Annotated in this window: 22 protein-coding genes and 1 tRNA gene; 10 read left to right on the top strand and 13 right to left on the bottom strand. The window is 60.7% G+C overall.

All coding sequences use genetic code 11. The annotated features are described in order from the left end of the window. Nucleotides 1–59: 59 nt before the first annotated feature. Together fadA and fadB are read right to left on the bottom strand one after the other, a co-directional pair. Nucleotides 60–1,235, bottom strand: coding sequence for an acetyl-CoA C-acyltransferase FadA (fadA, locus tag P3C18_RS08655; RefSeq protein WP_090248066.1), 1,176 nt, complete (start codon nucleotides 1,233–1,235; stop codon nucleotides 60–62). A 30-nt stretch (nucleotides 1,236–1,265) separates the two neighbouring features. Then, nucleotides 1,266–3,413: a fatty acid oxidation complex subunit alpha FadB gene (gene fadB, locus P3C18_RS08650; RefSeq protein ID WP_275961408.1), complete on the bottom strand. Its 2,148-nt coding sequence runs from the start codon at nucleotides 3,411–3,413 to the stop codon at nucleotides 1,266–1,268. A 482-nt stretch (nucleotides 3,414–3,895) separates the two neighbouring features. Here fadB and P3C18_RS08645 point away from each other — a divergent pair, with 482 nt between their 5' ends. Further along, nucleotides 3,896–4,714 carry a hypothetical protein gene (locus P3C18_RS08645; protein WP_275961407.1) on the top strand — a complete coding sequence of 273 codons (819 nt, stop codon included), beginning with the start codon at nucleotides 3,896–3,898 and terminating at the stop codon, nucleotides 4,712–4,714. A gap of 158 nt (nucleotides 4,715–4,872) precedes the next feature. Here P3C18_RS08645 and P3C18_RS08640 read toward each other — a convergent pair whose 3' ends face one another. Then, on the bottom strand, nucleotides 4,873–5,310 hold the full coding sequence (locus P3C18_RS08640) for a hypothetical protein (RefSeq protein ID WP_275961406.1): 438 nt from the start codon (nucleotides 5,308–5,310) through the stop codon (nucleotides 4,873–4,875). An 86-nt stretch (nucleotides 5,311–5,396) separates the two neighbouring features. Between P3C18_RS08640 and P3C18_RS08635 the strand changes: the two genes are divergently transcribed. Further along, nucleotides 5,397–5,837, top strand: coding sequence for a universal stress protein (locus P3C18_RS08635; protein ID WP_275961405.1), 441 nt, complete (start codon nucleotides 5,397–5,399; stop codon nucleotides 5,835–5,837). A 31-nt stretch (nucleotides 5,838–5,868) separates the two neighbouring features. Here the strand turns inward: P3C18_RS08635 and P3C18_RS08630 are convergent, their stop codons facing one another. Both P3C18_RS08630 and P3C18_RS08625 read right to left on the bottom strand, forming a co-directional pair. After that, a complete protein-coding gene (locus P3C18_RS08630) occupies nucleotides 5,869–6,555 on the bottom strand; it encodes a hypothetical protein (RefSeq protein WP_275961404.1) in 687 nt (228 codons plus the stop codon). Nucleotides 6,556–6,618: 63 nt separating this feature from the next. After that, the gene (locus tag P3C18_RS08625; RefSeq protein WP_275961403.1) at nucleotides 6,619–8,541 is read right to left on the bottom strand and encodes an ATP-binding cassette domain-containing protein; all 1,923 of its coding nucleotides are present in this window, start codon (nucleotides 8,539–8,541) and stop codon (nucleotides 6,619–6,621) included. On the opposite strand from P3C18_RS08625, the gene P3C18_RS08620 reads away from it, so the two are divergent. Continuing rightward, on the top strand, nucleotides 8,540–8,743 hold the full coding sequence (locus P3C18_RS08620) for a hypothetical protein (RefSeq protein WP_275961402.1): 204 nt from the start codon (nucleotides 8,540–8,542) through the stop codon (nucleotides 8,741–8,743). The genes P3C18_RS08625 and P3C18_RS08620 overlap by 2 nt on opposite strands. Before the next feature lie 167 nt (nucleotides 8,744–8,910). After that, nucleotides 8,911–10,836: a transglycosylase SLT domain-containing protein gene (locus tag P3C18_RS08615; RefSeq protein WP_275961401.1), complete on the top strand. Its 1,926-nt coding sequence runs from the start codon at nucleotides 8,911–8,913 to the stop codon at nucleotides 10,834–10,836. 49 nt (nucleotides 10,837–10,885) lie between these two features. Here P3C18_RS08615 and P3C18_RS08610 read toward each other — a convergent pair whose 3' ends face one another. Then, complete coding sequence (locus tag P3C18_RS08610; RefSeq protein ID WP_275961400.1) at nucleotides 10,886–11,692, bottom strand: MOSC domain-containing protein; 807 nt, start codon at nucleotides 11,690–11,692, stop codon at nucleotides 10,886–10,888. Here P3C18_RS08610 and P3C18_RS08605 point away from each other — a divergent pair. Then, nucleotides 11,691–12,170, top strand: a complete 480-nt coding sequence (locus P3C18_RS08605) for a DUF1499 domain-containing protein (protein ID WP_275961399.1) — start codon at nucleotides 11,691–11,693, stop codon at nucleotides 12,168–12,170. The two genes, P3C18_RS08610 and P3C18_RS08605, sit on opposite strands and share 2 nt — an antisense overlap. A 17-nt stretch (nucleotides 12,171–12,187) precedes the next feature. On the opposite strand, the gene P3C18_RS08600 is transcribed toward P3C18_RS08605, so the two are convergent. Together P3C18_RS08600 and yegS are read right to left on the bottom strand one after the other, a co-directional pair. Continuing rightward, nucleotides 12,188–13,123, bottom strand: a complete 936-nt coding sequence (locus P3C18_RS08600) for a chemotaxis protein CheV (protein WP_275961398.1) — start codon at nucleotides 13,121–13,123, stop codon at nucleotides 12,188–12,190. Nucleotides 13,124–13,276: 153 nt separating this feature from the next. Next, nucleotides 13,277–14,173, bottom strand: coding sequence for a lipid kinase YegS (gene yegS / locus P3C18_RS08595; RefSeq protein WP_275961397.1), 897 nt, complete (start codon nucleotides 14,171–14,173; stop codon nucleotides 13,277–13,279). 211 nt (nucleotides 14,174–14,384) lie between these two features. On the opposite strand from yegS, the gene P3C18_RS08590 reads away from it, so the two are divergent. Next, a complete protein-coding gene (locus P3C18_RS08590; protein WP_275961396.1) occupies nucleotides 14,385–15,083 on the top strand; it encodes a pirin family protein in 699 nt (232 codons plus the stop codon). 51 nt (nucleotides 15,084–15,134) lie between these two features. Here the strand turns inward: P3C18_RS08590 and P3C18_RS08585 are convergent, their stop codons facing one another. The 3 genes from P3C18_RS08585 to P3C18_RS08575 all read right to left on the bottom strand — a co-directional run bounded on the left by P3C18_RS08585 (nucleotide 15,135) and on the right by P3C18_RS08575 (nucleotide 19,957). Next, nucleotides 15,135–16,694, bottom strand: a complete 1,560-nt coding sequence (locus tag P3C18_RS08585) for an FGGY-family carbohydrate kinase (RefSeq protein WP_275961395.1) — start codon at nucleotides 16,692–16,694, stop codon at nucleotides 15,135–15,137. An 81-nt stretch (nucleotides 16,695–16,775) separates the two neighbouring features. Further along, on the bottom strand, nucleotides 16,776–18,359 hold the full coding sequence (locus P3C18_RS08580) for a glycerol-3-phosphate dehydrogenase/oxidase (RefSeq protein ID WP_275961394.1): 1,584 nt from the start codon (nucleotides 18,357–18,359) through the stop codon (nucleotides 16,776–16,778). Nucleotides 18,360–18,361: 2 nt separating this feature from the next. Continuing rightward, nucleotides 18,362–19,957, bottom strand: a complete 1,596-nt coding sequence (locus tag P3C18_RS08575; protein ID WP_275961393.1) for an FAD-binding oxidoreductase — start codon at nucleotides 19,955–19,957, stop codon at nucleotides 18,362–18,364. A gap of 125 nt (nucleotides 19,958–20,082) precedes the next feature. Between P3C18_RS08575 and P3C18_RS08570 the strand changes: the two genes are divergently transcribed. Next, nucleotides 20,083–21,105 carry an AraC family transcriptional regulator gene (locus P3C18_RS08570; protein WP_275961392.1) on the top strand — a complete coding sequence of 341 codons (1,023 nt, stop codon included), beginning with the start codon at nucleotides 20,083–20,085 and terminating at the stop codon, nucleotides 21,103–21,105. 94 nt (nucleotides 21,106–21,199) lie between these two features. On the opposite strand, the gene glp is transcribed toward P3C18_RS08570, so the two are convergent. Together glp and moaB are read right to left on the bottom strand one after the other, a co-directional pair. Continuing rightward, a complete protein-coding gene (gene glp, locus P3C18_RS08565; RefSeq protein WP_275961391.1) occupies nucleotides 21,200–22,414 on the bottom strand; it encodes a gephyrin-like molybdotransferase Glp in 1,215 nt (404 codons plus the stop codon). Further along, nucleotides 22,411–22,950: a molybdenum cofactor biosynthesis protein B gene (gene moaB / locus P3C18_RS08560; RefSeq protein ID WP_275961613.1), complete on the bottom strand. Its 540-nt coding sequence runs from the start codon at nucleotides 22,948–22,950 to the stop codon at nucleotides 22,411–22,413. The genes glp and moaB overlap by 4 nt, the downstream gene beginning before the upstream one ends. A 67-nt stretch (nucleotides 22,951–23,017) precedes the next feature. On the opposite strand from moaB, the gene mobA reads away from it, so the two are divergent. The 3 genes from mobA to P3C18_RS08545 all read left to right on the top strand — a co-directional run bounded on the left by mobA (nucleotide 23,018) and on the right by P3C18_RS08545 (nucleotide 24,115). Next, nucleotides 23,018–23,599 (top strand): molybdenum cofactor guanylyltransferase MobA, encoded by a 582-nt coding sequence (gene mobA, locus P3C18_RS08555; protein ID WP_275961390.1) that lies wholly within the window; start codon nucleotides 23,018–23,020, stop codon nucleotides 23,597–23,599. Between the two features lie 76 nt (nucleotides 23,600–23,675). Continuing rightward, nucleotides 23,676–23,897, top strand: a complete 222-nt coding sequence (locus tag P3C18_RS08550) for a YgdI/YgdR family lipoprotein (protein WP_275961389.1) — start codon at nucleotides 23,676–23,678, stop codon at nucleotides 23,895–23,897. Between the two features lie 141 nt (nucleotides 23,898–24,038). After that, nucleotides 24,039–24,115: transfer RNA gene (locus P3C18_RS08545), tRNA-Pro, on the top strand. Nucleotides 24,116–24,158: the final 43 nt, after the last annotated feature.

Below are 24,158 nucleotides of genomic sequence, written 5' to 3'. Positions count from 1 at the left end.
GATAAACAAAAACCGGGGCACTGGGCCCCGGTTTTTTCCATCTCTTACACCGGTGAAGCTTAGAGGCGTTCGAAGACGGTGGTGATGCCTTGGCCGAGACCTACGCACATGGTCGACACACCGAAGGTGCCGCCATTTTGCTTCATCACGTTCAGCAGGGTACCGGAGATACGCGCACCGGAACAACCGAACGGGTGACCCAGGGCGATCGCGCCGCCGTGCAGGTTGACCTTCTCTTCCATCTTGTCGAGCACTTTCAGGTCCTTCAGCACAGGCAGGGCCTGGGCAGCGAAGGCTTCGTTGAGCTCGAAGAAGTCGATGTCATTGATGGTCAGGCCAGCACGCTTGAGGGCTTTCTGAGTCGACGGTACTGGACCGTAACCCATGATCGCAGGATCAACACCAGCAACGGCCATGGCGCGAACCACTGCCATTGGCTGAATGCCGAGGTCTTGGGCGCGCTGGGCGCTCATGACGATCATGCAGGAAGCGCCGTCAGTGATCTGCGAGGATGTACCTGCAGTCACGGTGCCGCCTTTCGGGTTGAACGCTGGCTTCAGCGCAGCCAGGCTTGCCAGAGTGGTTTCCGGACGAATGGTTTCGTCGTAGTCGAAGACCTTGAGGAAGCCGTTCTCGTCGTAGCCTTGCATCGGGATGATTTCATCCTTGAACTTGCCTTCGACGGTAGCTTTGTGGGCCAGACGGTGCGAACGCTCACCAAACGCGTCCTGCTGCTCACGGCTGATACCGTGCATCTTGCCAAGCATTTCAGCAGTCAGACCCATCATGCCCGAGGCCTTGGCCGCGTAAAGCGACAGGTGCGGGTTTGGATCGACACCGTGCATCATGCCAACGTGGCCCATGTGCTCCACACCGCCGATGACGAACACGTCACCGTTACCGGTCTGGATCGCCTGCACAGCAGTGTGCAGAGCGCTCATGGACGAACCGCACAGGCGGCTTACAGTCTGGCCAGCAGCTGTGTGCGGGATCTGGGTCATCAGCGACGCCATGCGCGCGATGTTCCAGCCCTGCTCCAGGGTCTGGTTAACGCAGCCCCAGATCACGTCTTCCACTTCAGCTGGGTCCAGCTTGGTGTTACGTGCCAGCACGCCGCTGATCAGGTTGGCCGACATGGTCTCGGCACGGGTGTTGCGATGCATGCCGCCCTTGGAACGACCCATCGGGGTACGACCGAAGTCGACGATGACTGCATCTCTAGGATTCAGGCTCATAAATTCACTCTCGCTCTAGTCTGTCCGCGATTAACCGAAAAACTTCTGGCCGTTAGCGGCCATTTCGCGAAGCTTGGCAGTCGGGGTGTACAGCGCGCCCAGCTCGGCATATTTGTCGGCCAGGGCAACGAACTCGGCTACACCGACGGTATCGATGTAACGCAGCGCACCACCGCGGAACGGCGGGAAGCCGATGCCGTAGATCAGGCCCATATCGGCCTCAGCTGCGGTATCAACGATGCCGTCTTCCAGACAACGCACGGTTTCCATGCACAGAGGAATCATCATGAAGTTGATGATGTCTTCATCAGTCACTTCACGCTGCTCGGTCACGATGGACTTGAGCAGGTCGTAAGCCACTGGGTCAGAGACCTTCTTCGGCTTGCCGCGCTTGTCCATTTCGTAGGAGTAGAAGCCTTTGCCATTCTTCTGGCCCAGGCGATCTGCTTCATACATCACGTCAACCGCAGTACGGCCTTCAACAGCCATGCGATCCGGGAAGCCTTCAGCCATTACGTCACGGCCGTGGTGACCGGTGTCGATACCGACCACGTCGGACAGGTACGCCGGGCCCATTGGCCAGCCGAACTTCTCCATGACCTTGTCGATACGCACGAAGTCCACACCGAAACCGAGCAGCTTGGAGAAGCCACCGAAGTACGGGAACAGCACGCGGTTAACCAGGAAGCCTGGGCAGTCGTTGACCACAACCGGGGTCTTGCCCATTTTCTTGGCGTAAGCAACGGTGGTAGCCACGGCTACGTCGCTGGACTTCTCGCCACGAATCACTTCAACCAACGGCATCATGTGCACAGGGTTGAAGAAGTGCATGCCGACGAAGTTTTCTGGACGCTTGAGGGCCTTGGCCAGCAAGTTGATGGAAATGGTCGAGGTGTTCGACGCGAGGATGGCGTCTTCTTTAACCACGCCTTCCACTTCAGCCAGCACGATCTGCTTGACCTTGGGGTTCTCGACCACAGCTTCGACAACGATGTCGACAGCGCCGAAGTCGCCGTAGGACATGGTCGGGCGAATCGCGGTGAGGGCTTCAGCCATCTTCGCCGGGGTCATACGACCTTTGGCAACGCGACCGCCGAGCAGCTTGGAAGCCTCGGCCAGACCCATCTGGATACCCTCTTCACGGATATCCTTCATCAGGATCGGGGTGCCCTTGGAGGCCGACTGATAGGCGATACCGCCGCCCATGATGCCAGCACCGAGTACGGCAGCCAGTTTCACGTCTTTGGCGATTTCGTCGTACTGCTTGGCTTTCTTCTTCAGGTCCTGATCGTTCAGGAACAGGCCGATCAGGCTGGCAGCAACCGGGGTTTTAGCCAGTTTGACGAAGCCAGCAGCTTCCACTTCCAGCGCTTTATCGCGACCGAAGTTGGCGGCTTTCTGAATGGTTTTGATCGCTTCAACCGGCGCCGGGTAGTTCGGGCCAGCCTGACCTGCAACGAAACCTTTGGCGGTTTCGAAGCACATCATCTGCTCAATCGCGTTGAGCTTGAGCTTTTCCAGCTTCGGCTGACGCTTGGCCTTGTAGTCCAGCTCGCCAGAGATGGCGCGCTTGATCAGGTCCAGGGCAGCGGCTTGCAGCTTGTCAGCGGCAACCACGGCATCCACTGCACCCATTTTCAGGGCGTCAGCCGCTTTGTTTTCTTTACCACCGGCAATCCACTCAACGGCGTTATCGGTACCGATAACACGCGGCAGACGTACGGTGCCGCCGAAGCCTGGGTAGATGCCCAGTTTGACTTCTGGCAGGCCAACTTTGGCGCTTTCGGCCATGACGCGGTAATCCGCGGCCAGGCACATCTCAAAACCACCGCCCAGGGCGATGCCATTGATCGCGACAACAGTCGGAACATTGAGGTCTTCAAAATCACTGAAGATCTTGTTGGCTTCGAGGTTGCCAGCCACCAGTTCTTCGTCCGGCAACTTGAAGTTGTCGACGAACTCGGTGATGTCGGCGCCGACGATAAATACGTCTTTGCCACTGGTGACAATCACGCCCTTGATCGAACCATCGGCCTTGATCGCATCAACGGATTGACGCAGTTCATTGAGGGTAAGACGGTTGAATTTGTTGACGGATTCACCCTTGAGGTCGAATTTCAATTCGACGATGCCACTCTCAAGAGCCTTAACCGTGATGGCTTTACCTTCGTAAATCATCAACTGATCTCCACGGTATGGAAGCTGAACAGTACACATCGGAGCCAACCAGCAAGCTACTCCACGGCATAGCCGTCTCAGAGTAGCCCCAATCAGCCTGGCACACCCACCGACGCGATAATCGGGCTGTAAAGGCGGTGCCTTTGAAGGCAAACGCTCAATTCATACGCCCGTTTGATTTGGGTGTGCACACCTTCAAGGAAAAGCCCCTACTTGTCAATTGGCCTGTAGTGACTACAAAGGCGTACAAAAAATTACGTTCAGGCTTACAGCAGCACGCCGGTGACTCTGCAGCGAACAAGCGGTGATCCGCAGCGATATACGGTTACTTCGCCAACTCTGCAGGCAGAAGTGTGATCCAGTGCATACCTAGCAAAATGATTTGGCTGCAGGTACAGTCGTCTCAATACGGCCGTTTTAGACCGCCCGTAGCCAAAACAAAAACAATTAGAGCCCAATCAAGGGCGCACGGAGTTTCCCCCATGTCGAGCCGCATGCTTGCCATTGTTTTGAGCACCCTGCTCGCGATCACCCTCCCCCTGTTCAGCGCCGCGACCCAGGCTGCAGATGCCGCCACCAGCTTGCTGAAGCTGCACCAGCTACGCCTCGCTGCACAAAAGTCCCTGGGCGACTTCTATATGTTCAACGGCATGGAAGGTGATCAACGCTATGCGCGGATGATCAACGACTCGCTGAGTGAGGTGAATAACCACCTGACGGCGCTGACGGACATGCCCGGCGAAGGTGCGAAAGCGCTGCGTTCGCAGCTTGATCAGCAATGGAAGGGTTATCAGATCGACCTCAACAACCTGATCAACGCCCTGAAGAGCCAAGGCTTTACCGACCTGCAACCGGTAGCCGACCTGGCTGCGCGCAACCAGCAGCTGATGACCCTGAGCCAGGAGCTGTACACCAAGATCCAGCAAGAAGGCAGCTACAGCGTACCGACGCTGACCCAGCGCAGCCGCGAACAGAGCCTGCTGATGCAAGGCATTGCCGTGGATTACGCCTCGCGCAGCGCCTCGGTAGGCGCCACCTTTATGGGCGGCGGCGATGCGCGACCGATTGAAGAGCTGATCAGCGAGTTCGCCAGCAAGATGGCGGCACTGGAGAAAGACCCGAAGAACACGCCGCAACTCAAGCAATCCTGGGAAGGGGTCGCCACCAAATGGCGCTATATTGAAAAGTCGCTGATCAACTACAACGAGAACAGCGTGCCATTTCTGGTCAACAAGTATTCCAACACCATCATCCAGGGCATTGAACAGATTTCCGGCCAGTACGCAGCCACCAACCTCTGATCGCGACCACTGCCATCCGCATTCGCTTTACCGGCCTGCCTGGCCGTACTCCGGCCCAGTGCTTGCACTGGGCCTTCTTTTTATGGCCTGCCATCCATGGCGGCCACCCTTCGGGCCGTCGCTACGCGACGTTAAAAATTGCTCCAGACAATTTTTGCTCAGGCTTTGGCCTGCAGAAACGCGACAATTGCCTCCAGCGCCTCCCCAGCGCCCCGCTCACCCCAGCAGACCGACAGCATTTGATCGGTCGCCTCGACCTTGAATGCATCCGCCGGCAACGCCTGCAGTTGCGTCAACAAGGCCTGATCAGCGCAGGGCTCGCGCCATTTATTCACCCATTGCCCCGGCTCCAGCTGCCAATAGCACCAGCTATCAACCTGGCCGCGGCGGCGTGCGCGGTGGTATTGCGGACAGGCATGCGGCGGCTGACGCAGCAGCCAATGCGGCCACTCCTGGCGCGACAACTGCATCGCCACGCCCATACGCCGCGCCTGCAAGCGCACATCCATCTGCCCCCGCTGGTGGCGCGAGGGCACCAGCCAGGCCAGCGGGCTGAGCAAAAAGGCCAGGAGCAAAAGCAGAAACCAAGGACTCATATCGTTATCTCACCGGCAAAAGCCTGTCATCAGCGCTCAGGACGGCCATACTAAAACCATTGAACCACTTGCAAGGAGAGTTACCCATGCCCTACCAGCACATTCTGGTCGCCGTCGACCTTACCGAGGAATGCGACCCGGTTATGCACCGCGCGCAGAAACTGGCCGCCAGCAGCGGGGCCAAATTGTCTGTGGTGCATATCGTCGAACCCATGGCCATGGCCTTTGGCGGCGATGTACCAATGGACCTGTCGATGCTGCAACAGCAACAGTTCGACCAGGCCCGCGAGCGCCTGGACAAGTTTTCCGGCAAATACCCCGACCTGAGCACCGAGCATCGCCATCTGGCCTACGGCCAGCCGCGCCAGGAAATCCATCGCCTGGCAGAAGAACAGCAGTGCGACCTGATCGTCGTCGGCAGCCACGGCCGTCACGGCCTGGCGTTGCTACTGGGCTCAACGGCCAATGACGTACTGCACGGCGCACCCTGCGATGTGCTGGCCGTACGCCTGAAAAAAGCCGAGTAACGCGAGCGGTGGGTGAATAACGCGGCTTGCGTTATTCACCGCTATCGGGTGAGCTCATGACCAGTGGGCGAATCTTCTGCAGCTGGGTTTCCAGCGAATAGGTCATGCTCGAGGCCATGGAGAAGAAAGTCAGGAACGCCTTGAGATTGGAATCACCCTCGCAGGTGGCGTGAATCCGCTGCCAGAACGCCTGATTAACCAGCTGCAACTGCTGGAACATACGAACCAGCCCCTTCAGCTCCCAGTCAGGAGTACGCCCTTCGCGCAGGTTGAAGTACTGCTGCGTCAGGTACAACGACACCGTGCGCAGGATAAACTCCTGGCTATTGGCGAACGGCAGATGATGCTGCGCCATGGGCTTGAGCTTACCCAGCACCGGGCAGGCACTGGTGGCCATGATCACCCCAAGCAGCGCACGCAGGCCCTCTTCCAGCCCCACCTGCTTGTTGTACTCGCGCTCAGGCGTACGCACCCACACAGCCACCTTCTTGAATGCCGGCAGACCCTGGAAATCCTCGATTACCCGGTGCAGATCGACAGCCGCCGGGCAATGACTGAAATTGTCCTTGCTCAGCGGGCAATTGCTGCACTGCTGGTATTCAAGACGCGTCCAGGCGGGTGCGCTTTGCGCAGTCTCTGCCTCATACACCCGGTCCAGCTCGATCCTGTAGCTGAACTGATGATTGTCGTCGAGAGTGATGCGGTACTCGATGGCCATGTCTGTCTCCGCCAGAAGTCTCAAAATCCTGTTTGAGCGCGTTACCTACTTAACACATCGGGTTTAGCCTTCCAGCTCGGCCCAACGCTCGACCAATTGCTCCAGCTCATGCTGTACGGCCTGCAGTTTCGCCAGCACCTCAGCGGTCTTTTCCGCAGGCTGCTGATAGAAACTCGACGAACCGATCTGCTCCTGCAAGCTGGCCACCTGCCCTTCCAACACATCGATTTGCCCTGGAATAGCCTCCAGCTCGCGCTGCAGCTTGTAACTGAGCTTTTTCTTGCTGGCCACCGCTGCAACGGCCGCCACGGGCTCCGCCGCAACTGGCGCCGGGACCACTGCTGAGGCTAGTTCAGGCTTGCCGGCTTTGCTTTCACCCACCCCGAGCAGACGCGGCGAACCGCCCTGACGCAACCAATCCTGATAACCACCGACGTATTCGCGCACGCGCCCTTCGCCTTCGAAGACCAGAGTGCTGGTCACCACGTTGTCGAGGAATGCCCGGTCGTGGCTGACCATCAGCACGGTGCCCGGGAAGGTCAACAGCACTTCTTCCAGCAATTCCAGGGTTTCCACGTCGAGGTCGTTGGTCGGTTCGTCCAGCACCAGCAGGTTGGCCGGCTTGCTGAACAGCTTGGCGAGCAAGAGACGTGCCCGCTCACCGCCCGACAGCGCCTTGACCGGGGTGCGTGCACGCTGTGGGCTGAACAGGAAGTCGCCCAGGTAGCTCAGTACATGGCGGTTCTGCCCGTCGATCTCGATAAAGTCGCGGCCTTCGGCGACGTTGTCGATCACGGTCTTTTCCAGATCGAGCTGGTGACGCAATTGGTCAAAATAAGCCACATCGATGCGCGTGCCTTCGGCCACTTCACCGCTGGTGGGCTGCAAACCACCAAGCATCAGCTTGAGCAGAGTGGTTTTGCCGGTGCCGTTGGCACCGAGCAGGCCGATGCGGTCGCCGCGCTGCAGCACCATGGAGAAGTCCTTGATCAGGAACGGCCCACCTGGATGCGCAAAACTGACGTTTTCCAGCACCATCACCTGCTTGCCGGATTTCTCTGCAGTTTCCAGCTGAATATTGGCCTTGCCGGTGCGTTCACGGCGCTCGCTGCGCTCAACGCGCAAGGCTTTGAGGGCGCGTACACGGCCTTCGTTACGGGTGCGGCGAGCCTTGATGCCCTGGCGAATCCACACTTCTTCCTGGGCCAGACGTTTGTCGAACAGCGCGTTGGCGGTTTCTTCGGCGGCCAGGGTGGCTTCCTTGTGCACCAGGAAGCTGGCGTAGTCGCCATTCCAGTCGATCAGGCCGCCACGGTCCAGCTCAAGGATGCGCGTGGCCAGGTTCTGCAGGAAGGAACGGTCGTGGGTAATAAACAGCACCGCACCCTGGAAATCGGTCAAAGCCTCTTCCAACCAGGCAATCGCGCCGATATCCAGGTGGTTGGTGGGCTCGTCGAGCAGCAGCAGATCCGGCTCGGACACCAGCGCCTGGGCCAGCAACACGCGGCGACGCCAGCCACCAGAGAGCTCAGCCAGGGTCTTGTCGGCCGGCAGTTGCAGGCGGCTCAGAGTGCTGTCGACCAGTTGCTGCAAGCGCCAGCCGTCACGGGCTTCGAGGTCTTGCTGGACATGCATCAGCTTGTCCAGATCGGCTTCGGTGACACAGTTCTGCGCCAAGTGGTGGTACTGCGCGAGCAATTCACCCACACCGTCCAGGCCCTGGGCGACCACATCGAACACGGTGCGATCATCAGCCTGGGGCAATTCCTGCGGCAATTCGCCGATCTTCAGGCCAGGTGCGCGCCAGACGGCGCCGTCATCGGCCTTCTGGTCGCCCTTGACCAGCTTCATCATGCTCGACTTGCCGGTGCCGTTGCGGCCAATGATGCACACCCGCTCGCCACGGGCGATCTGCCAAGACACCTTGTCCAATAGCGGCATTGCGCCGTAGGCCAGGGAAATATCGGTGAACTTGAGCAGGGTCATGGCACGCCTCAACAAAAAACGACGGGTGAACGCTGGTAAAACCGCGGCCGAGCAACGGGCTTCGTTGCATCCAGTGCACAGCGGCAACCTGAAACACCCAGAAAATCATCTGCAGCTGCCCGAGGCACCCGCAAAACAGGGCGCGCATTCTAACCGAGAAGCGCGCCGACCAAGCAGGCAATTTCAGCGGCAGGCGCGCTAAATTCTGCCCTGGCCACCGGCTGCCCAGGCGGCAAGCGCTCTAGCACGCTTGCCAAGGCTCAAGCGGCGATTAGTGCCGACAATTACGCGTTGAAACGCTTTGCGCCTTCACCGCCCATAGGCAAACGACTAAGCTAGGGCCATACGCACTATTTGCCTGGAAGTGTCATGCGCGGTCCCCTGTTCAGCCTGCTGTCCTGCCTGTTGGTTTCCTCCCTGAGCGTCTCTGCGGCCCAGGCCGCCACCCTGACGCAACAACGTCAATATTACGACCAAGCCAAAGCCGCACTGGCCAAGGGCGATAAAGGCCCTTACCAGCGCTATGCCAGCGCCCTGCGTGACTATCCGCTGGAGCCGTACCTGGCGTATGACGAGCTGACCGCCCGACTGAAATGGGCGAGCAATGACGAAATCGAGAAATTCCTCGCCGAACATGGCGATCTGCCGCAAATCAGCTGGATGAAGCTGCGCTGGCTGCGCTGGCTGGCCGAGCGCGGCGAGTGGAAAACCTTTATCAATTACTACGACCCGGCGCTGAACTTCACCGAGCTCGACTGCTTGTATGGCCAATACCAGCTGAGCCATGGCATGCGCGCCGAAGGCAGTGCCACTGCCGAGAAACTCTGGCTGGTGGGTAAATCCCAGCCCAACGCCTGCGACCCGCTATTCGCACTGTGGGCCGCTGAAGGCCAGCTCACCGAACAGAAGCGCTGGCAGCGCGCCAAACTGGCGGCCGAAGCCCGCAACTATGGCCTGGTCACTCACCTGATCAAGACCATGCCGACCCTGGGTAATCACGGCAAAAGCCTGCTGGAAGTGGCGCAAAAACCAGAACTGTTAAAACAGACCACCCGTTTTACCCAGACCGACCCGGCCATGGCCGATGTGGTAGGCCTTGGCCTGCGCCGCCTGGCCCGCCAGGACCCGGAAAGTGCGCTGAAACTGCTCGATGGCTATGCCCAGCGCATGAAGTTTTCCAGCGAGGAACAGGTCGCCATCGCCCGCGAAATCGGCCTGACCCTGGCTAAGCGCTTCGATGCCCGCGCCCTGCAAGTCATGGCCAAGTACGACCCTGAGCTGCGTGACAACACCGTCAGCGAATGGCGCGCCCGCCTGCTGCTGCGCCTTGGCCGCTGGGATGAAGCCAACCAGCTGACCCGGAAAATGCCGGCCGAGCTGGGTAACACCAACCGCTGGCGCTACTGGCAGGCGCGCAGCCTGCAATTGGCGCAGCCCAATAGTCAGGAACCGAAAGCGCTGTACCAGGCACTGGCCAAGGAGCGTGACTTCTACGGCTTTATGGCCGCCGACCAGGTGCAAGCGCCCTATCAGCTGAATAACAAGCCACTGGCGCTGAGCCCGCAGACCATCCAGAAGGTGCGTAACTCGGCAGCAATTCGCCGTGCCCTGGAGTTCCACGCCCGGGGCCAGGTCGCCGATGGCCGCCGTGAGTGGTACAACGTCAGCCGTCTGTTTAGCCGCGATGAAATGGTTGCCCAGGCCCGCCTGGCTTATGAGATGGGCTGGTACTTCCCGGCCATCCGCACCATCAGCCAGGCGCAGTACTGGGACGATCTGGATGTGCGCTTCCCGATGGCCCATCGCGAACACCTGGTGCGCGAAGCGAAGAACCGCGACATTCACTCCAGCTGGGTGTTTGCCGTCACCCGTCAGGAAAGCGCCTTTATGGCCGATGCCAAATCCCACGTCGGCGCCATGGGTCTGATGCAGCTGATGCCGGCCACCGCCAAGGAAACCGCCAAGCGCTTTGGCATTCCGCTGTCATCACCACAGCTGGCGTATCGCCCGGAAATCAATATCCAGCTGGGCGCGGCCTACCTGAGCCAGATCTACGGCCAGTTCAACGGTAACCGTGTGCTCGCCTCCGCCGCCTACAACGCCGGCCCAGGCCGTGTACGGCAGTGGCTGCGCGGTGCGGACCACCTGTCGTATGACGTGTGGATCGAGAACATCCCGTTTGATGAAACCCGCCAGTACGTGCAGAACGTGCTGTCCTACTCGGTGATCTACGGCGAGAAGCTCAACGCGCCGCAGCCACTGGTGGCCTGGCATGAGCGTTACTTCGACCAGTAACAGCTAAACAGGCACGCTCAACTGCAACAGTTGAGCGTGCATTGCCCGCCTATTCCAGCACCTGCACCGGCATATCCAGACGCAATTGCCCTTCGCCACAGGCGATCAGGTTCTGCCCGAAATACACCGCGCCTTCACGCTCACGGTAGGTTTTCAGAGTGGTCAGCGGTTCGCGATCCGCACTGCGCTCGCCTGTTTGCGGGTCGAGGGTGGTCATGATGCAGCGCGAGCAACCCTTGACCACGCGAAACTCCAGCTCACCGATACGAATACGCTTCCAGCTGTCTTCGGCATACGCCTCGCTGCCACTAACCACCAGGTTAGGGCGAAAACGCAGCATCGGCAACGGCCGACCGACCCGCGCCGACAGATCATCCAGCGAGGCCTGGCCAATCAGCAGCAAAGGGAAGCCATCGGCAAACGCCACCTTGTCGCCCGCCTCGGCATAGGCCGTATCGACCTGCCGTGCGCGCGACTCCGATACCTGCACCAGGCGACAGGTACGGCCGAGAAACTGGCTCAGCCACTGCGCGGCCTGATCACCGGCATCCGGCACTTGCAGGCTGTCGCGCCAGATCGTCACACCGCGCAACGGCGCCTGCTCATCCGGCACGGCTACCTGCAGATCAGCCATGCCCGGTGCACTCAGCTGCAGGTGCGTGCCGCCCAACCAGCGCGCCTGCAACTGAGTCATCTGCGCCAGCAAGCGTTGCGTAAGGAAGCGCCCGCTTTCAGCATCGACTACCATCCAGCGACGATCACCCTGCACGCCCAAGGCGTCCAGCGCCGTTTCACGCAAGGCCTCGCCTGCCGCCGACTTCAGTGGATAACGGTACAACCCGGAGAGATGCAACATGAGCCCAGCTTCCGTTTGGCAAAACGCACTTATACGAGCAACCCGCCGTACCTACAAGCCCGCCTTAGCCCTGCCGCTGCTGGTGCTGCTAAGCGCCTGCAGCGGCACCGCGCCGGATAACCTGGGCATCCATAATGGCCAACTGAGCGCCTGCCCGGATTCACCCAACTGCGTAAACAGCCAGGCCAGAGACGCGCGACATGCCATTGCGCCGCTGCCGCTGAAAGGCTCTGCTGAAGAAACCCAAGCACGCCTCAAGGCGCTGCTCAGCGAAGAACCGCGCGTGACACTGGTGGAGGAAGCGCCGGGGTATTTGCGCGCGGAATTCAGCAGCAAGCTGATGCGCTTTGTCGATGATGTGGAATTTATGATCGGCGCGGCCGGAGTAGATGTGCGCTCGGCATCGCGCCTGGGCTATGCGGATTTTGACGTCAACCGCGAACGCATCGAGCAGCTGCGCCAGCGCCTTGGCGAGTAGCGCAGCCCTGGCCAGCGCTACTCCTGCGGGTGGATCAGCGCCAAGCGCTCGTGCACCACGTCCACCAGTTTGTCCGGCTGGAATTTGGAGAGGAAGTTGTCGCAGCCGACCTTCTTCACCATGGCTTCGTTGAAGCTGCCGGACAGCGAGGTGTGCAGCACCACATACAAGTCCTTGAGGCGTGAGTCGTTGCGGATTTCGGTGGTCAAGCGGTAGCCGTCCATCTCCGGCATTTCCGCATCGGTGATCACCATCAGCAGCTTCTCGTGCACATCAACCCCGGCGTCGGCCCAGCTTTTCAGCAGGTTCAGCGCGCGCAGGCCATCACTGGCGGCGTGGCAACGAATATCCAGCTGCGCCATGGTGCCCTTGAGCTGACTCATGGCCACGTTGGAATCGTCCACCAGCAGCACTTCGCGGCCCTTGGCGTATTCCAGCAGCGGATCGGCGAGTTTTTCTGGAGAGACCTTGGTGCTCATCGGGCTGATTTCCGCCAGCACCTTTTCCACGTCGATGACTTCGACGATCTGGTCTTCAACCTTGGTGATGGCGGTCAGGTAATGCTGGCGTCCGGCGCCACCGGGCGGCGGCAGGATGGACTCCCAGTTGAGGTTGAGGATGCGCTCGACCCCACCAACCAGAAAGGCCTGCACCGAACGGTTGTACTCGGTGACGATGATAGTGCTGCGCTCATCCGGCACGATGGGGCGCATGCCGATGGCCTGGGACAGGTCGATCACCGGCAGCGTTTGCCCGCGCAGATTGACCACGCCACAGACAAACCGGTGCCGCTGCGGCATCAGGGTCAGCTTGGGCATCTGCAGGACTTCCTGCACCTTGAACACGTTGATCGCAAACAGCTGCCGCCCCGTCAGGCGGAACATGAGAATTTCCAGGCGGTTCTCACCCACCAGTTGGGTGCGTTGGTTCACTGAGTCGAGAATGCCGGCCATCATGCGCTCCTGTTCACTTATCGATCTAGCCTAGCTCAAATAGCCATGCCCTGGTGTATCGGCCATCTGCCGCGCATCTGAAGGCAGATAGCGCAGCGCCATCATGCGACAAGCGCAGCGGCTAGACCAGCCAGGCAGCAGGAACCGTTTGGCTTACTCCACCAGCAACGGCGAATTTTCCGGCAAATGCACGCGCAGCGCGTTCGGCATTGCCGCAAAACGCAGTTTGCGACTTTCCATCGGCTCACCATCCAGATTGAGATCCAGGCCTTGCGGTGCCTCGACCTCCAGCCAAGGCAGCCGCGCGCTCAGGGCCACGCTCTGCAAACCGTTGATACCGCCAGACAGCAACGTACCCAGGGTGCCGACCACATCGGCCGCCGCCGGCACGATGCAGATATCCAGCAAACCATCGTTGACCCGCGCCTGCGGGCACAGCACATGCCCGCCGCCGGCCTGACGACCATTGCCGATGCCGAGGGCAAGAAACTCGCCTTCCCATTGAAAATCCGGCCCGGTAAAGCGGCCGAACGACGACTGCACTTCGGCAAAACGGCTCAGCCCGGTCAGAAAGTAAGCCGCGCCGCCGAGCACGCGCTTGAGGTCTTCCGGCGTGTTGGCGGTGACGTTGGAACCAAAACCGCCAGTGGCCATATTGAGAAACACTTGACCGTCGACTTCGCCCAGATCAATTGGCTGCGCCGGCATATCCAACAAGGTCAACGCAGCCAAAGGCTCAAGCGGCACGCCGGCGGCACGGGCAAAATCATTGGCCGTACCCAGTGGCAACAGCGCCAGGCTGGCCTGGGTTTTGGCCAGCGCCATGGCTTCGGCCACTTCGCGCAGGGTGCCATCGCCACCGCCGGCAATCAGGGTCAAGTAACCGGCCTGCAGCGCTTCATTGACCAGACGCTGCGCATCGCCGCCTTCCCAGGTAACCCGCACATCCAGTTGCCAGCCCTCTTCACGGCGCGCCTGCACGGCAGCACGCACCTCGGCATTGAGGGCTTGCTTGCCATGCAGAATCAGCAGCGCTTTACGTTCTTGCATTCCCGGCATCCTTTTCACGCTCTAGGTAAAGACTCAGCGACACCGCTTGAGGTTGCGCTCGTCTATCTAAGACGCGCACATAAACATCAAATAAGTAGATTATTAGGCTCAATATTTACGAATTTTTAATCGCATTGATTTATTGGATCATCTGTTCATCGCCACTGAACACCGCTGCTGAAAGCCGGTGTTCCTCAATGAGGATACGCAGATGATCGAAGTACGCCCCTTCGCCGAGCTCGGCGGTGCCCACCATGGCTGGCTGAATGCCCGTCATCACTTTTCCTTTGCTGAGTACTATGACCCGGCGCGCATGAGCTGGGGCCCGCTGCGGGTCTGGAACGATGATGAGATCGCGCCGCACACCGGCTTTCCAACCCACCCGCACCGCGATATGGAAATCATCACCTATGTACGCCAAGGGGCCATCACCCACAAGGACAACCTGGGTAACCACGGTCGTACCGAAGCCGGTGATGTGCAGGTAATGAGCGCCGGCACCGGGATTGCCCACAGCGAATACAACCTGGAAGACACCACCACCAAGATCTTCCAGATCTGGATTCAGCCCAACCAGTCGGGCCTGCCGCCTTCCTGGGGCGCCAAGCCGTTCCCTAAAGGTGAGCGCGCCGGCACCTTCGTCACCCTGGCCAGCGGCTTTGCCGAAGACCAGGACGCCCTGCCGATCCGCACCAACGCGCGGATGGCGGCCGCTACCCTGCAAGCTGGGCAAAGTACCGAGTACCCGATTGGCGCGGCGCGCCGGGCTTATCTGGTGGCCGCCAGCGGCAGTATCGAGGTCAACGGCGTAAGCGCCCAGGCTCGCGATGGTGTCGCGGTTAGCGATGTAGAAGTGATCCGGGTGACGGCTATCGAAGATAGCGAAATCATCTTGGTGGATGTGGCCTGACAGCGGTGATGGCTTAGCAGCGCAGCAAAACCTGCGCGCCGCTAAGCCGCTTTACGCGGGATAACCGGTGATTTTACGGATAGTTTGGTAGAGCGGCTTAAGCTGCTTATACATGCGCTGATAAACCTGCGTGTACAGCTGCTGATAGGTGCGCTGCGCTTCTGGATTGGGCGTAAACACCTGACCGACCCGAGTCATAGCTTTAATCGCTGTCGGGTAATCCGGATGCAACCCCAGGCCCACCGCGCAGTTGATTGCCGCGCCCAGGCCGCTGGTTTCATACAAATGCGGACGCTCGGCAGGCAGGCCAAAGATATCGGCCGTCAGCTGCATCGCCGCATCGCTCTGCGAGCCGCCACCGGAGACGCGCAGGCGGGTAATTTTCGTTCCCGAACGCTTCTCGATCTTTTCCTTGCCCTGGCGTAGGGCATAAGCCAAGCCTTCAAGAATCGCCCGGTAGATATGCGCACGGGTGTGTACGTCGCCAAAACCGATGATCGAACCCTTGGCCTCCAGCCCCGGTTCGCGGATACCCGGCGACCAGTAGGGCTGCAGCATCAGGCCCATGGAGCCGGCCGGTACGCTGTTGACCAGCTCATCAAACAGCGCCTCAGGCTCCACACCCAGTTCCTTGGCCCGCTGCATCTCGCGCAGGCCGAATTCCTGCTTGAACCAGCTGACCATCCAGAAACCGCGATAGATCATCACCTCGGTGTTGAAGTGATCGGGAATCGCCGACGGGTATGGCGGAATCAGCGGAATGGTTTCCAGGTACTTGCTGCGCGTAGTGTTGATCGTCGCCGTAGTGCCGTAGGACAGACAGGCCGTGCTCGCCTCGACACCGCCGGCACCAAGTACCTCACAGGCCTTGTCGGCACCGGCGGCAATCAGCGGCAGGCCTTCGGGAATCCCGGTATGCCGGCTGGCGGCTGCCGTGATATGGCCGAGTAGCTCACCCGGTTTGCACAGCTCCGGCAACTGCTCGCGGCGCACCGGCATGGCCTGCCATTTCCAGTCACCGGGTTTGGCCCACTGCAGGCGTTTGTAGTCGAACGGCAGGTAGGCCACGCAGCTGGTCAGCGAATCGACAAACTTGCCGCACAGCCGGTGAGTAAGAAAACCCGAGAGCAGCAGCACCTTGTGCGTATTGGCCCAGATTTCCGGCTGGTTCTGGGCGATCCAATTGACCTCGGCCTGAGCGCGAAAGTAATCCACCGTGGCCTGCAAGCCCGCGAGTTTGAACAGCCAACCCCAGGGCCCAGTGATCCGCCCTTCGACCTTGGCCTGCCGCTGATCGAGCCAGAGCATGGCCGGGCGCAGCGGTTGGCCCTGCTGATCCACATTGATCAGGGTGCCGCGCTGGGTAGTCAGTGACACACCACGGATTTTGCTGCGGTCGATATCCACCTGCTGCCACAGCTGCGCACAAGCCTCACCGAGGCTGGCCCAGTAATACTCGGGGTCCTGCTCGGCCCAGCCGGGCTGTTTGGAGTAGTAGGCCTCAAGCTCCACCTTGCCCTTGCCGAGCAGGTTGCCCTGAAGATCGAACAACAGCGCCCGGATACTCTGGGTGCCGTTGTCGATGGCCAGCAGGTAGTTTTTATCGCTCAAGGCACAACCCTTTCTGTAAATACACAACGTAGCCCGGATGTAATCCGGGAGGCCGCACCCGGATTGCATCCGGGCTACCCATCAGGCATTTGTTGGCAGGCTGTAGCAGCGCTGCCACAACGCCAAATAATCCGTTTCTTCCTTCTGCCAGCGCGCATCACTCCAACCCAGACGGGCCTGACACAACGCACGCACATTCGGCAGCGCGGCAGCCGCGCCATGGGCCAGCAATAGACCCAAACGGGTGCGGCGCAGCAGCAGATCATCCAGGTGCAGCACCAGCTCCTGCTCGGCCGCCCAGGCCAGTTCGGCCCACAGGGTGTCCGTGTCGGCCACCTGTTCGACACCCAACTCATAGATCAACGCCAGCAGCTGCGGCAGCGCCCGGCCATAACGGCCGATCAGGCGTTTCTGTTGGGCAGGGCTCAAATGCGGCATAGGCTGAACGGGTACGGCTGCAAAGGTCGCCGCGCCCTGATCATCCACAGTACGCCCGACCATCGGCGCACAGGCCTGCAACACCTCCAGCGCCAGCAGGCGGAAGGTGGTGAGTTTGCCGCCGGCCAAGGTCACGCAGCCGGGCTCAATCCAGAGTGCATGCTCGCGTTTCTCATCCGAAGGTTTGCGCCCTTCACTGCCATCCGTAACCACTGGGCGCACCCCGGCCCAGGTCGACAGCACATCCGCCGCCTTGATCTGCGCCGCAGGAAACTGCTGAGTGCAGGCGGCCAGCAGATACTCCACTTCATCTGGGCTGATTCGCGCTTCTTCGGCCAATGGCGCCGGGTGATCCAGATCGGTGGTGCCGATTACCGTCGCGCCTTCCCAGGGGAAGACAAACACCGGACGCTTGTCCGCCACGTGCATAAAGCTAAAGGCATGGGCCACCGGCAAGCGCCAGGCGGGCAGCAACAGGTGGCTGCCACGCAGCGGGCGGATATGTTCCAGCCCGGTTTTCTGCCGCAGCTGATCGGCCCAGGCTCCGGTGGCCTGGGCCACGGCGCGAGTCTTGAAGCGATAGTGCAGGCCGCTTTCAACATCTTCGGCAAGTAGGCCGGTGACCCGCCCATCCTCGCGCAGCAACTCGACTACACGTATGCCATTCAGCGCTTCGCCGCCTTCGGCACGGGCCTCGCCCAGTACGCGCTGCACCAGCCGCGCATCATCGGTCACCGCATCGAAAAACCGTGTGCCACCGAGCAGGCCATCTTCCTTGAGACCCGGCGCCAGATAGCGCAGTTGCTGCAGCGGGTAGTACAGATGATTGCGCTTGCCGGCCAAGGCGTCATACACCGCCAGCAGGCCGCCGAAAACTCGCGGGCCGGGAAAGCCGCCCTGGTAATGCGCCATAAGAAAACTTAGCGGATCGACCAGCCCCGGCGCTTCCTGCAACAGGCGCTGGCGCTCGCGCACCGAATCGCGGGTCAGAGCAAACTGGCCCTTGGCGATATAACGCAGCCCGCCATGCACCATCTTCGAGGAGCGACTGGACGTGCCCCAGGCAAAGTCGCGCTGTTCCAGCAGCAGGCACTTCCAGCCACGCCGCGCTGCTTCACGCAGAATCCCGGCACCGCTGATGCCGCCGCCGACCACGATCAAGTCCCAATCGCGTGCGGCCAGCTCAGGCAAGGCCTGTTCGCGCCAGGCGGCGTTCCAGTTGTTCATCATCAATCCTGAATCAGCACGCCAGGTGCCAGGCGCTGCTCAGGGTCGAAGTGCCCGGCCAGCGCTTTGAGCGTGGCCATGCCCAGCTCGCCCTTCTCCACCGACAGGTAAGGCGCGTGATCGCGGCCGACACCGTGTTGATGGCTGATGGTGCCGCGATTCTCGGCGATGGTCAGGCTGGCGGCATGTTTGAGCTTCTGCCAGCGCGCCATGGCCTCGGCGTAGCTATTGCCAGGGCGGAACACATAGGTGGTGTAGATGCTTGAGCCTTCGTTGTAGACGTGGGACAGGTGAGTAAACACATGCACCTGCTCACCCTCCTCGCTCAGGCCGGTGCGCAGGCTGGTTTCGACCTTGTTCAGCAGGCTGTCGACGTTGCTCCAGTCGGTGGCGGTTTCCAGGGTGTCCACCGCGTAGCCGGCGGCCCACAGGCCGTGGCGCAGATAAGGGAAACGGAAGCGGTTCTCTGCCCACTTCTTGCCCAGCAGGGTGCCGGTAAATACACCACCAAAACCTTTCAGCAACTTCTTCGCCTGTTTCAGCGAAGCGGCGTTCTGTGTGCGGCTGCCGGTGACGCCAAAGGTCAGCATGCACTTGCCCTCACGGGCGCCGCGCAGGGCCAGGTATTTCTCCAGCCAGGCGATCTGCTGGGGATGGCCGGCCAGGGCAAGCTGGGTTTTGGTTTCGATGGCGTTGGACAGGCGCAGCATCGACAGCGGCACCCGCGCCTGAGCCAGGCTACGAATGGCGCTCAGCGCCTGCTGCCAGTTGGGCAGGAACACCGCATAGAAGTTTTCCTGCTCGGCCAGACGAGTGATGCGCACCTTGACCTCGGAAATGATGCCGAAGCGCCCTTCCGAGCCCATCAGAATTTCGCGCAGATCAGGGCCAGCGGCAGAGGCCGGGAAGGTCGGAATCTCCAGGGTGCCGGCAAAGGTCTCGACCTTGCCGCCGGCAAACAGCTGCTCAATGCGCCCGTAGCGCAGCGACTGCTGGCCGCTGGAACGACTGGCGACCCAACCGCCGAGGGTCGACAGCTCCCAGGACTGCGGGAAATGGCCAAGGGTGTAGCCCTGGGCACGCAGCTGGCTTTCCACCTGCGGGCCATTGGCGCCAGGGCCGAAGGTGGCGATCAGGCTGTCGTGGTCGATCTCGATCAGCTTGCCCATGCGCTCAAGCGACAGGGTCAGCACCGGCTTGCTACTGGCCTGCGGGTTGATATGCCCAGCCACCGAGGTGCCACCACCGTAGGGAATTACGATCAGGTCCTGCTGGCTGGCCCAGGCCAGCAACTCGCGGATCTGCGCAGCGCTTTCCGGGTAGGCCACGCCATCGGGAAACACGCCAAAATCGCCGGAACGCATCGCCAGCCAATCTGGCAGGCTCTGACCACGGGCATGGCGCACGCGATCTTCGGCATTCAGACAGATCAACGGATGGGCCTGCAGGCGCGAAGCCGGCACCTGGGCCAGCACCTGTTCCAGGCTGGCATCGGCAAGCAGCTGGCCAGGGCCGACCAGTTCGGCCAGAAAAGCCTCGCCATGGGCCGGCAGTTCCACCACTGTTGCTTCATCACCCCAGCCGTTCCAACGTCGCATCTGTGTCTCCCGGATATTTCAGTCACCCTCGATGGCTGCCTATACTAGCTGGCCGCTTCAGGGCGTCACTGTCGTATCGAGCCAGGCGTTATCGCCAATCAAGACATTCAGAATAAGAACAGTTCATGGAAAACCTCGGCTATACCTCCGTCCCCTCCCTGCTCAAGTACCTGCGCCACGCCGAGCAGCTGGGCCTGGATATCGATCAGGCGCTGACGGCCGCCGGCATCAAGGCCGAGGACCTGGCCGACAATGGCAAGCGCATCCCCAGCGAAACCCATGAGCGCCTGCTTGCGCACCTGCTGCGTGTGTCCAATGACCCGCTGTTCGGCCTGCACTGCGCGCGCTTTGTGCAGCCGGGTTCGTGGAGCGTGCTGGGCTATATCACCATGAACTGCGCAACCCTCGGTGAGGCCATGAGCCGCATCGTGCCCTATGAAAAACTGGTGGGCGATATGGGCGTCAGCCGGGTCGAAGCGGGCAGCGACCACGTTCGCTTGATCTGGACCTGTCGCCATCAGGCCGAACCGATCCGCCGGCATATGGTGGAAAACGTGCTGGCCTCCTGGCTGCTGTATGCACGCTGGATCTCCGATTCGGACAGCTCGCCGCGGGAGGTGTGGTTCGAGCATGCCCTACCTGAGGGCGTCGATCTTGGCGAATATGAAGCCATCTTCGGCTGCCCGATCCGCTTCGAACAGAGCTGCAATACGCTGATCGTGCCGCTGGAATACCTCGCCGTGCCGCTGCGCCAGGCCGACGCCAACCTGCTGCGCACCCTGGAAGAACACGCCCTGACTCTGATGGCTGGGCTGGACGACAACGAGCCGCTGCCGCAACGGGTGAAGAACGCCCTGCGCCTGCTGCTCAAGGATGGCCTGCCACGTAAGGAACGCGTGGCGGAGAAATTCAATATGACGGTGCGCACCCTGCAGCGTCATCTGCAACTGGCCGGCACCAGCTACCAACAGATTCTCGATGAACTGCGCCAGGAGCTGGCCGAGCACTACCTGCTGCGCAGCGACCTGGCGATACAGGATATCGCCAGCTACCTGGGCTTTACCGAATCGCGCTCGTTCCACCGCAGTTTCAAGAGCTGGACCGGACAGACGCCTGGGGAGTTTCGCGAGAGCCGGCGTAATAGCTGACCACTTGGTGGATGGGTGAAGCGCCATCCACCCTACTCACTCCAAACGTAGGGTGGATGACGCTGTTTTCATCCACCATAAAGCCAGCCAGGTCCTACCCAAGAATCTCGCTAAGCGGAATAAACCTCAGGCTATCGCCTTCGGCCAGCGTGGTGTTTTCCAAGACTTCAGCAAAACCCTCGGCCCAGGCGGCGCTGCGCAACACCCCGGAGCTCTGGTTCGGGTAAGGCACCACGCGGCCGTTTTCCAGACGCGCGCGCAGGTATTCGCGGCGATTGCCCGGCTTGCTCCAGGTAAAACCCGCCGGCACCGGAAAGCCCAACGGCTCGACCCGCTGCACGCCCAGACGGCGCAACAGATATGGCCGTGCGAGCAGGCCAAAGGTCACCAGGGTCGAAGCCGGATTACCCGGCAGGCCGATTACCGGCACGCCACGGAACTGCCCGCAGGTCAGCGGTTTGCCCGGCTTGATCGCCAACTTCCACAGCGCCAGCTCGCCCTCTTCGCGCAAGGCCATGCCAAGGAAATCCGCCTCGCCCACCGATACGCCGCCGGTGGAGAGAATCAGGTCAACGTCGCTCAATGCGCCCAGCGCTGCGCGGGTCAGCTCCAGATCATCGAGCAGAATGCCGCCGTCCACTACCTCACAGCCCAGACGCTGCAGCCAGGCGATCAGTAAACGGCGGTTACTGTTGTAGATCTGCCCAGGGCCCAGCGGCTGACCCGGCTCGACCAGCTCATCGCCCGTGGACAGCACAGCAACGCGCGGCTGGCGGCGTACGGTCAACTCGGCGCAACCCAGGGACGCAGCCAGGCCCAATTCGATCGGGCCTAGACGCGTGCCGGCCGGCAATACCGAATCGCCGATACGGGTTTCCTGGCCCTGGGCGCGTACGTTCTGCCCGAGCTTAAGCGGCTCGCTAAAGGCAACGCGGCCATCCTCGCCGAGCATGGCGTTTTCCTGCATTTCTACGCTATCGGCACCGGCTGGCAGAGGCGCGCCGGTAAATATCCGCGCGCAGGTGCCGGGCTGTAACGGCTGCGGCGCGTTACCGGCCTGAATACGCTGACTGACGACCAGAGGCTCACCCGTCCAGTCGGCCAAACGTAAGGCGTAACCGTCCATGGCGCTGTTGTCCCAAGGCGGAAGATCCAGCTCGGCAAGCAACGGCTTGGCCAATACCCGGCCAGCGGCGTCGCTCAGTTTGACCTGCTCGGTTTCAACAATCGCGCTGGCCTCGGCCTGCGCCAGCAAGCGCGCCAACGCCGCCTCAACGGGCATCAATCCCGGCTTGTCACAGCAGCTCATCCACGGCTCTCGCAGACGGCCACCGATTTCAGATGCGGGACGAAATTGCACGGGCGATGACGGTTATCCAGCTGCTCACCGAGGATGCCATCCCAGGCGGTGCGGCAGGCATTGGTCGAACCCGGCAGACAGCACACCAGGGTACCGTTGGCGAGACCTGCCAGGGCTCGGGATTGAATGGTCGAGGTGCCGATATCAGGTACGGAAATCTGCCGGAACAGCTCGCCAAAACCATCGACCTGTTTATCCAGCAAACAGCTCACCGCTTCTGGTGTGCTGTCGCGGCCAGTGAAGCCGGTACCGCCGGTAATCAGCACCACCTGCACCTGATCTTCGGCAATCCAAGTGGCGACCTGGGCGCGAATCTTGTACAGATCGTCCTTGAGCAAAACCCGGGCGGCGAGCTGGTGACCGGCGGCCTGTAGGCGGTCAACAAACAGCTGGCCGGAGGTGTCGGTTTCCAGGCTGCGGGTGTCGCTGACGGTCAACACCGCGATATTCAAGGGCACGAAATGTGCCTCGGCCTTGTGGTTCATGGCAGGCTTCCAGTTATGGGCGATAATGCCCGCCGTTATATCACAGGCCTGCTTTTGGAGACTGCGCATGCCCGCTCCCGCCACCCTGCCCCGCTGTTCTGTTTTGCTGCTTGCTGGCGGCCGTGGACAGCGTATGGGCGGCGCCGACAAGGGCCTGCTCGACTGGCAAGGCCGTCCGCTGATCGCCTGGTTGCACGAGCTGGTGCGGCCGCTGACCGACGACCTGATCATCTCCTGCAACCGCAACGCCGAGCGCTATGCACCCTTCGCGGATCGCTTGGTCAGTGATGACGAGGCGGACTTCCAGGGCCCGCTGGCAGGCATTCGCGCCGGCCTGCGCATCGCGCGCCAGGCAAATCTGTTGATCCTGCCGTGCGATGCGCCGCAACTCGACAGACCGCTGCTTGAGGCGCTACTGAGCCTGGCCGGTGAGCGCGCAGTCGTGGTGCGCCAGGGCGAGTTTCTCGAACCGCTGTTCAGTGTTATTCCCCGTGCACTGCATGCCGACCTGGAACAAGCCTGGCAAACCGGTGAACGCAGCCCACAACGCTGGCTACGTGGCCTTGACCCATTGACAGTCGAGTGCCCGCCCGGTGACCCTCGCCTGGCCAACCTCAACACCCCAGACTTGCTGACGACACGCGGATAAACGCCAACAAGGGAACTTGATTGGCAAAATTTCGTCACAAGCTGGGTAAAAACCTCTATCAATCAAGGAGAAACCCATGTCTCAGCGGATTATTCCAGCATTGCTGCTTACCTTGGGCCTGGTCGCGCTGACTGGTTGCGCATCCCCATCGGTAATCACGCTCAATGATGGCCGCGAAATTCAGACCATCGACGAGCCGGATTTTGACGAAAGCTCAGGCTTCTACGAGTTCGAACAACTCGATGGCAAACGCGCCAAGGTCAACAAGGATCAAGTGCGTACCGTCAAAGAGCTGTAAGAAAGTGACCCAGGCGTGCCAGGTACTTTTTTGCCTGGCGCCTGGGCTCTGAGCGATACATTCAAAGCGCTTGGCTAATAGAAAAAATTAAAAGCTAAACCCTTGTGCGGCAATACTTTCTCAGTAAAATCTTGACCCATTCGGAGTGTAGCGCAGCTTGGTAGCGCGTCTCGTTCGGGACGAGAAGGTCGCAGGTTCGAATCCTGTCTCTCCGACCAGATCACATAAAAAGCCCGCTTAATTGCGGGCTTTTTTATCGCT

The sequence above is a fragment of the Pseudomonas sp. 1928-m genome (genome assembly GCF_029269135.1).
Taxonomy (GTDB): Bacteria; Pseudomonadota; Gammaproteobacteria; order Pseudomonadales; family Pseudomonadaceae; genus Aquipseudomonas.
Note: the sequence above shows the minus strand (reverse complement) of the source record. Positions and strands in the feature narration are given on the sequence as shown.

What these genes read in the sequence shown, in the direction of transcription:
- fadA (WP_090248066.1), bottom strand. Translation starts at nt 1,235, where the DNA reads ATGAGCCTGAATCCTAGAGATGCAGTCATCGTCGACTTCGGTCGTACC.
- fadB (WP_275961408.1), bottom strand. Translation starts at nt 3,413, where the DNA reads ATGATTTACGAAGGTAAAGCCATCACGGTTAAGGCTCTTGAGAGTGGC.
- P3C18_RS08645 (WP_275961407.1), top strand. Translation starts at nt 3,896, where the DNA reads ATGTCGAGCCGCATGCTTGCCATTGTTTTGAGCACCCTGCTCGCGATC.
- P3C18_RS08640 (WP_275961406.1), bottom strand. Translation starts at nt 5,310, where the DNA reads ATGAGTCCTTGGTTTCTGCTTTTGCTCCTGGCCTTTTTGCTCAGCCCG.
- P3C18_RS08635 (WP_275961405.1), top strand. Translation starts at nt 5,397, where the DNA reads ATGCCCTACCAGCACATTCTGGTCGCCGTCGACCTTACCGAGGAATGC.
- P3C18_RS08630 (WP_275961404.1), bottom strand. Translation starts at nt 6,555, where the DNA reads ATGGCCATCGAGTACCGCATCACTCTCGACGACAATCATCAGTTCAGC.
- P3C18_RS08620 (WP_275961402.1), top strand. Translation starts at nt 8,540, where the DNA reads ATGGCACGCCTCAACAAAAAACGACGGGTGAACGCTGGTAAAACCGCG.
- P3C18_RS08625 (WP_275961403.1), bottom strand. Translation starts at nt 8,541, where the DNA reads ATGACCCTGCTCAAGTTCACCGATATTTCCCTGGCCTACGGCGCAATG.
- P3C18_RS08615 (WP_275961401.1), top strand. Translation starts at nt 8,911, where the DNA reads ATGCGCGGTCCCCTGTTCAGCCTGCTGTCCTGCCTGTTGGTTTCCTCC.
- P3C18_RS08605 (WP_275961399.1), top strand. Translation starts at nt 11,691, where the DNA reads ATGAGCCCAGCTTCCGTTTGGCAAAACGCACTTATACGAGCAACCCGC.
- P3C18_RS08610 (WP_275961400.1), bottom strand. Translation starts at nt 11,692, where the DNA reads ATGTTGCATCTCTCCGGGTTGTACCGTTATCCACTGAAGTCGGCGGCA.
- P3C18_RS08600 (WP_275961398.1), bottom strand. Translation starts at nt 13,123, where the DNA reads ATGGCCGGCATTCTCGACTCAGTGAACCAACGCACCCAACTGGTGGGT.
- yegS (WP_275961397.1), bottom strand. Translation starts at nt 14,173, where the DNA reads ATGCAAGAACGTAAAGCGCTGCTGATTCTGCATGGCAAGCAAGCCCTC.
- P3C18_RS08590 (WP_275961396.1), top strand. Translation starts at nt 14,385, where the DNA reads ATGATCGAAGTACGCCCCTTCGCCGAGCTCGGCGGTGCCCACCATGGC.
- P3C18_RS08580 (WP_275961394.1), bottom strand. Translation starts at nt 18,359, where the DNA reads ATGAACAACTGGAACGCCGCCTGGCGCGAACAGGCCTTGCCTGAGCTG.
- P3C18_RS08575 (WP_275961393.1), bottom strand. Translation starts at nt 19,957, where the DNA reads ATGCGACGTTGGAACGGCTGGGGTGATGAAGCAACAGTGGTGGAACTG.
- P3C18_RS08570 (WP_275961392.1), top strand. Translation starts at nt 20,083, where the DNA reads ATGGAAAACCTCGGCTATACCTCCGTCCCCTCCCTGCTCAAGTACCTG.
- glp (WP_275961391.1), bottom strand. Translation starts at nt 22,414, where the DNA reads ATGAGCTGCTGTGACAAGCCGGGATTGATGCCCGTTGAGGCGGCGTTG.
- moaB (WP_275961613.1), bottom strand. Translation starts at nt 22,950, where the DNA reads ATGAACCACAAGGCCGAGGCACATTTCGTGCCCTTGAATATCGCGGTG.
- mobA (WP_275961390.1), top strand. Translation starts at nt 23,018, where the DNA reads ATGCCCGCTCCCGCCACCCTGCCCCGCTGTTCTGTTTTGCTGCTTGCT.
- P3C18_RS08550 (WP_275961389.1), top strand. Translation starts at nt 23,676, where the DNA reads ATGTCTCAGCGGATTATTCCAGCATTGCTGCTTACCTTGGGCCTGGTC.